The following is a 4,683-nucleotide window of genomic DNA, read 5'->3' on the forward strand; positions in this document are numbered from 1 at the left end:
TGGAATTTTGCAACAGCGCCTTGGCTTCAGCAATGGTTTTTTCGGCTATCCAGGTACTGATAGTTTTACCGGTTTTTATTTTGATAACAGTACTCAGGTAATTGGGATGAAGGCTTTGCGCATCGGCGTAATCCTGTACACGGAAAGCCTGTTCGGCAACGCCGCTGCTCAGGTCGCGGTAATGTTTTTCGAGCAGGCGTTTAAAGTTTTTCACAATTTCCGAGCTCCGGTTACCTTCATAAATCGGGTTATAATCTTTCCAGAAATATTCTTTGAATTTTAACAGCACCACAACAAACAGGTTGCCGATAATACGGTAACGATACGGACTATCCGAGTTATACTCTTTTAAGATCTGGTTATACAAAATATCAAATTCTCCAAAAACTTCAGGACTAAGCACACGGGCCGGGAATGTCTCGGCCAGCAGGAACGGGAACTCATCAAAGATATTGGCATGTACATTTTCCTTCAAAAACGATTCGCTGAGCGTAAACAGATACACATCGCCTATATGTTCCCAATTAAACGAGCGGAAATGCCCCGGATTGGTGAAATAAACGGCGCGCGGCTGTAACTTGTAGTTTTGCTCATCAATAGTATAATCTCCGCGCCCCTGTTTTATAAAAGCGAAAACAAAAAAATTAAGTCTGCTCAGCGGCGATTTAAACGGCACAGGCTGATTAATGTCCTTCAGGTTAAAAACTGTAAAGTCGGTATGCTTTATCAGTTCAAGCGGCAAGCTCAGGTGCTTATACTGATCATAAAGGGTATTAAAGATCTGCTTTTCATTATCCTGGCGCATGGCGAAATGTTTGCATCAAAGCTATGAGGGATGCAGGAGATTTGCAACAACAGGCAAATCAATAACTACAAAGGGCATATCGTTAGATTATTTGATAACCTACCGATACGCCCTTTGTAATTTTTATTGCTTCTTACTTTTTAATCAAAGCTTACACTACCGTAACTGGTGCTGATGGTAATGGTTTTATCGCTGCCACCTTTACCTAAATGACCTTTGTAGGTTTTTGTAGGGTTAAAACCACGTTCGCCATCAGCGGGAGTTTTGCTGGTGATGTTAACATCATGGCCTCCATAGCTAAAGCTGCCATAGTGCACCGTGATATCAAAATCGGCATTTTGCCCGTCGCTTACTCCCAGCTTCACGCTTGAGTATGATGAGTTAACCGAAAGATTTTTCACATTTTTATCAACCTCTCCAATATTCAGTGCGCCGCTGAATTTCACATTGATATTACCTGATGTGGTGATCCTGCCAATTTTTGCCGAGCCATAACTTACATCGGCGTTCAGCTTATCGCAATCGCCAAGATTAAGGTTGCCATAGGCTACATCCAGGTCGCTACCTGTTAACGTTTCAATAGTAGCACTGCCATATCTTACCCTGATCTGGCAAGCGGGGTTACTCAGCGCTTTCGCATTTAAACTGCCATATGAATTATTGATATTGAGTTTACCGCTCAAATCGGGTAATTCGGTACTGCCGTATTTATTGGTGATGGTAAGCGGGTTTTTGGCAGGCATGTAAACGGTGTAGTTGATCTCCATTTTGCGAACAGAGTTTTTCTTGCCGAATAAGTTGCCCCAGCTACCGTTATCATCATCGTTTTGGCTAATAGAAGTCCTGAACGATACGCCCGAGCCATCTTTGCTATCTTTAATAGTTACGTTATCAAGCAGTTTTTGAGCCTTATCCTCGTCATTTGCACCAACCTTGATCTGCACATCAACCTTAACCTCGCTTTTGGCCCAGGTAATTACGGTGATCTTGCCAAATTTGTTATCGATGTTAATCACATCATTGCCATCAACATTATAGCTTTTGCTGTAGCTTTTGGTTTTCTCAATTATATCACCGTTTTGTACCTGCTTCTCATAGCTGTCATCCCCGTCGAAACTGTAGCTAAAATTCTGATCGAAGTTTTTAAAACCGAAGCTGATATTAGGGCTGAGCTTTTCGAATTTCTCGGCAAACTTCATGGTATCAAACTCCTTAAACTTCATTTTAAACTTTAAGGAGTCGAAGCTCTTAAACTTCGTGCTATCCTTAAATTTGAAGGCAAACTGCTTGTTCAATTTCAGCATATTTTGCATTTTAAGGTGCAATTGTTTTTGCTGCTGTACGCGCAGGTTACTCATTTCCTTTTGCAGTTCGCGCATTTTGGTGTTCAGCTCCTTCATTTTTTGCTGATACTCCTTGCTGTTGGTAGCCGAAGTCCAATCATCACCGTTCAATTCGGCGGCAGGAGGCGGCGTAGGTGGCAATTTTGGCTTTGCCGGTGCAGCAGGAGGCGCAGGGCTAACCTGAGCGAAGTTTGCTGTACTTATGGTTAACAAACCGATAAGTGTAAGCAGTGCCGGACTAAATATTTTTAGTTTCATTTTTTTGTTCCTTTTTCATCTGGTTAAACTGTTCAATTACATTTAATTGCTGAGTTAGCACCTCGGTTTGTACTTGCAGGTTCCGGATCATTGCACGTAAAACACGTTCCTGGTTAGGGCTGGTGACTAAATCATTGTTTAGTTTTTTATAGGAGGAATCCATTTTAGCTATTTCGGCGCTGAACTCCTTGTATAGCTGCGGATCATTTTTAGATGCTGATTTAAGTTCGGTAAGCTTTGTTTCAACAAGCGATGCATAGTGCACCTGTTGTTGCGCATACTCGGGGTTAATGGCTGCAAGGTCAACTCCTTTTGTTCCTTTTTGGCTTTGTATATATATGCCGAAGCCTATTCCCATTACGATGATGACCGATGCGGCTACTTTTAGCACGAAGCCCAGCGAAAAAGTCTTTGCTTCGCGTTTTTTTGGTGCCTCCTGCTCCTCGTCCAAAAAATTGAGCTGTGCCTCAATTTTACCCCACAGATCTGCCGATGGTTCTATCTCGTTAAATTCTTCGTTATTGTCGTGCATGAAATCTTCAAATCGCTTGCTCATGATACTTGTCCTTTCCTGTTTAAAATTTCAATTAACTTTCTTTTAGCTCTCAAAAACTGAGTTCTTGATGTGTTTTCTGATATGTTCAATATTTGTCCTATTTCTTCGTGGTCATACCCTTCAAGCAGGTAAAGCGATAGTACAACGCGGTAACCGTCGGGCAGCTGGCTCATGCCTTCTTTTACCCTGGCAACCTGATATTGCACGTCTTCATCGTCCCAGCTTTCATCATCGGCAATATTTTCAAGGTGGCCGTCTTCCAGCTCAATCAGTTCCAGCTTGCGTTTGCGCAGCAGGTTGATTGACCGGTTCACAACGATCTGCTTAAGCCAGAGGCCAAATGTGGTATCCTGCCTAAAATCCTTCAGCTTGGCAAAGGCATCCACAAAAGCTTCCTGCAGCACATCTTCTGCTTCGGCAATATCGCCCACTATCCGAAAGGCCACGTTCAGCATAGCTTTCGAATACAGACGGTAAAGCTCATAACAGGCTTTTTTGCTCCCCTGCTTGCACTCAACCACCAGGTTGTAATGTTTGTCAATATATATCGCTTCCAAATTTGAAACCAGCTTCAGGTTAATAGACGCAGGGCATTTTGCAACGTTGCACGTATGTGAAAAATATTTTTTTAATTACTGATAATTTTTTTGAAAATTTTAAGTTAACGAGGGCTTGTAAACGTATCACAAAAAAATGTCTGATAAAAAAGCGTCATTGCGAGGTACGAAGCAATCTCAAACTATACAGAGAAACTTGCATAGCCGCTCTGCCTCATGGGGATTGATTGCTTCGTACCTTATAATGACGTGATCGTAAGTTATTGATTATTAAGTATGTTTTTTTTGATCAATTTTATAACATGGGCGTTGCCTGCGGCCCGGGCTTTCCGTTACAAGTCCTCGCCTTTCCTGCCCGCACTCCCTACACACGCTGTGGGCTTTACACTGCAATCCCTAACGCGGCTCCCGCGCAACATCCCTAATATATATTTTACACATCATCACGATTTTTTCCAGGGATTCCCTGATGGTTACTCACGAAGACGCTATTTATTTTGAAATAGTGTCTAAAAAGTCGTCAACTGCTTTGACTGCATTATCGTATCGTTGTTCATTCAGGCCGGATATCACTTTATAATTGGCGTTGAGCGCCTGAAGCTCCCGGTGCCAAACATTCATAAAATATTCGCGTTTGGTGGGGAAGTTGCGCAAAGGATCATCCTGCCAGGGCAGATCAATATCTAAGAGCAAATAAAAATCGTAAGGATGTTGCGGCAACTCGTCAATTACCTCTTGCGGAGCACCGCCAAACATTTCTTCGCTCCAGATCTTTACTGTTAAAAAAGTGGTATCGCAGATCAGGATACCGTTGGCCTGCGGCAGCAGTTTTTTTTCGAGCGCCAACTGACCGTGAAACATGTTTACCTCATCCTGAAAAGTACAATCGCCGGTGAGGTTTGCACAATACTCGCGCGAATACTCAGGTACGGCTATTGTATTATAATGCACCGCCAAATGTTCTGACATGGTTGATTTACCTGTCGATTCGGGGCCTACAACTGCTATTTTGAGTATTTTGTTCATAGGGCAAAAATACATTAAATAAAAATCCCCTCTTGAGAGGGGATTTGTGTAAAAGCTTTTTTTAGATATCAGCATTACCAGGAAAACTAATCTCCAATCACTAACCTCTAATCACTTATTCAGTTTTCTTCGGAACCC

Annotated in this window: 5 protein-coding genes; all 5 read right to left on the reverse strand. The window is 42.4% G+C overall.

All coding sequences use genetic code 11. The features are described from left to right. Positions 1 to 805: AraC family transcriptional regulator (locus VF500_RS18635; RefSeq protein WP_330861123.1), on the reverse strand; the 805-nt coding region annotated here is incomplete at its 3' end. Between the two features lie 140 nt (positions 806 to 945). Continuing rightward, entirely contained in the window at positions 946 to 2,406 is a 1,461-nt protein-coding gene (locus VF500_RS18640) for a hypothetical protein (RefSeq protein WP_330861124.1), read from the reverse strand. Next, positions 2,387 to 2,962: a hypothetical protein gene (locus tag VF500_RS18645; protein WP_330861125.1), complete on the reverse strand. Its 576-nt coding sequence runs from the start codon at positions 2,960 to 2,962 to the stop codon at positions 2,387 to 2,389. Before VF500_RS18645 ends, VF500_RS18640 begins: the two co-directional genes overlap by 20 nt. Further along, the gene (locus VF500_RS18650) at positions 2,959 to 3,519 is read right to left on the reverse strand and encodes an RNA polymerase sigma factor (RefSeq protein WP_330861126.1); all 561 of its coding nucleotides are present in this window, start codon (positions 3,517 to 3,519) and stop codon (positions 2,959 to 2,961) included. The genes VF500_RS18645 and VF500_RS18650 overlap by 4 nt, the downstream gene beginning before the upstream one ends. Before the next feature lie 492 nt (positions 3,520 to 4,011). After that, positions 4,012 to 4,545 (reverse strand): ATP-binding protein, encoded by a 534-nt coding sequence (locus VF500_RS18655; RefSeq protein ID WP_330861127.1) that lies wholly within the window; start codon positions 4,543 to 4,545, stop codon positions 4,012 to 4,014. Positions 4,546 to 4,683 lie beyond the last annotated feature (138 nt).

The sequence above is a fragment of the Mucilaginibacter sp. genome, assembly GCF_036383575.1.
GTDB lineage: Bacteria > Bacteroidota > Bacteroidia > Sphingobacteriales > Sphingobacteriaceae > Mucilaginibacter.